We start from the raw sequence: 2,200 nt of genomic DNA on the forward strand, positions 1-2,200 counted from the left end.
AGCCCGAACTCACCCCCGCGCGCCTCGCCGACCTGCTCGAGGCGCGTCGCGTGATCGGATTCCCGGTGCGCGTGCTGCGCTGGATCGTCGGCGCGAGCTGGTGGCTCCGCATCCAGCGCACCGATCCGGGGTGGATCGATCTGGCGGCGCAGAGCCCGGTCATGGACACGGCCCGGGCGAGGAGCGAACTGGGCTGGGAACCGCGCCACTCGTCCCGTGACGCGATGGCCGAGGTGCTGGCGGGGATGCGCCACGGCGACGGGCACGCAGGATCTCCCAAGCTGTACCCGAGGTCGAAGAACTGAGCCGGCAGCGCGAGGGCTACTGCGCCGGGATCCTCGGAGCATCGTCCGCGGCGACCAGTGGGATACCCCGGGGGAGCTGATCGGGCGCGCCGGGCAGACTGACGGTGAACTCGGCGCCGCCGTGCTCGACGTTGCGGACGCTGATGCTGCCTCCGTGGCTCTCGGCGATACGGCGGCAGATGGCGAGCCCGAGTCCGGTCCCGGTGGCCTGGCCCAGCCCGTTCTCGGAGCGGTGGAACTCCTCGAAGACGCGCTGGAGATCCCCTTCGGGGATGCCGATACCGTTGTCCCGGACGTGCACGAGGGTCCTCCCCGCGGTGTCGACGGTCGTCTCCACCACCACCTCGCCGGTTCCGTCGGTGCGCCCGTACTTCACGGCGTTGCCCACGAGGTTCTCCATCAGCTGCAGGAAGAGCCGCTCGTCGGCGTAGACGGGATGCGGCGCACGCACCTCGAACCGCATGGCGGGGAGCTGCGTGCCCGGGAGGGCGGTGCGCAGGTCCACGATGCCCTCCATCACGCGGGGGACGTCGATGCGGGTCGCCGTGAGCCTCTCCTCCTTGGCCAGGCTGTAGGCGAGGAGATTCCGGATCAGGGTCCGCATCCGCAGGCTCGCGTGCTGGAGGCGCCCGATGCTGGCCTGCCGCTCGGCGGCGGGCAGGTCCGGATCCTCGAGCAGCTCGAGCCAGCCGTCGAAGACGGTCAGCGGGGTCAGGAGGTCGTGCGCCACGACCGAGGCGAAGCGCCCGAGGTCCCGCTGGTGGACACGCTCGTCGGTCACGTTGCGCGTCACCACCACGGCCCCCCGTTCGCCGGGAAGCGGCATGGCGTCGACCGAGAGGTGCATCACCTCGCCGGACCGGTGCGTGAGGTTCAGGTCCATCCGCTCGGTGACCGTGCCCTCCAGCGCCAGGGTCAGGGGATTGTCGGCCTCGGCCAACGGCTGCCCTTCCGGCGTCGTCACCTCGTAGTCGCGCTTCCACACCTCGCCGGGCCGTGCCGTGCCGTGCCCCAGCCAGCGCTCGCTCGTCGCGTTCTGGAAGATCAGTCGGCGGTCCGGTCCCGCGACGAGGACACCGTCGTTCATCCTGCCGATCACGAGGTCGCGGAGGTCCGCCGCTGCCTTCGCCTCCTCGTTGGCCCGGTACAGGCGGGCGATGAGACGGCGCCGCTCGTCCATGCTGAGTGCCAGGACGGCGGACAGGGAGAACGCGATGAACATGAACGACTGGGCGACATAGGCGGCGACGCCGGGGCCCAGGTCCTGGAACGGGCCGCGGCCCGCGAGGGTGAAGAGGACGAGGAACGCGCCGCTGGCGAGGCCGTGCAGCATGGCCCATCCCGCGCGCAGCCGCAGGCCGGCCCACATGTGCGCCGGGATGGTGGTGTAGGCGATCGGCAGCGCGGGGCCGGCTCCGAACGTGAGCACGTAGAGCACCAAGGAGACGACCGTGAGGAGTGCGTACTCGGCGCGCCGCGCCGCTGTCAGCGGCGGAGTGACCTCCCCGCGCGCGCGGGCCGTGACGCTCGAGGCGACCACGATACCCAGTGCTCCGAGGGCCGTCAGGGACACCGCGTGCCGGACCAGCCAGGGGATGAACGCCGAGAACGGGTCCGCCCCGCCCTCCAGTGCGACGCCGGCGACGATGAACAGCGCGCCGAGGGAACAGGAGACGAGCGCGACGCCCCCGAGCCGCAGGTAGTCACCGACGGTCCGTACGTCGAGGCCGGGAACCAGTCCGCGGAAGAGGCGGACGGCCAGGGCCGTCTGGGCGAGGCTCCCGAGCGCTACCGACAGGGCGAGGGTGGGGCTGAGTCCCGTGGCGAGGTTGACGACGGTCAGGATGGGGACACTGGCGACGAGCGCGACGGCGAGGTCCCGCCGGGTCCGTGAA

1 protein-coding gene and 1 pseudogene are annotated in these 2,200 nt (G+C 71.7%); one reads left to right on the forward strand and one right to left on the reverse strand.

Annotation, left to right across the window (positions count from 1 at the left end; all coding sequences use genetic code 11):
• Window positions 1-305 (forward strand): annotated as a pseudogene (locus CVO76_RS17080) (NAD-dependent epimerase/dehydratase family protein); the annotation flags it as partial.
• A gap of 16 nt (window positions 306-321) precedes the next feature.
• Here the strand turns inward: CVO76_RS17080 and CVO76_RS17085 are convergent.
• The coding region (locus CVO76_RS17085; protein ID WP_244186085.1) for a sensor histidine kinase at window positions 322-2,200 on the reverse strand (1,879 nt) is incomplete at its 5' end.

It is taken from the genome of Arthrobacter agilis, from assembly GCF_002953615.1.
GTDB lineage: Bacteria > Actinomycetota > Actinomycetes > Actinomycetales > Micrococcaceae > Arthrobacter_D > Arthrobacter_D agilis_B.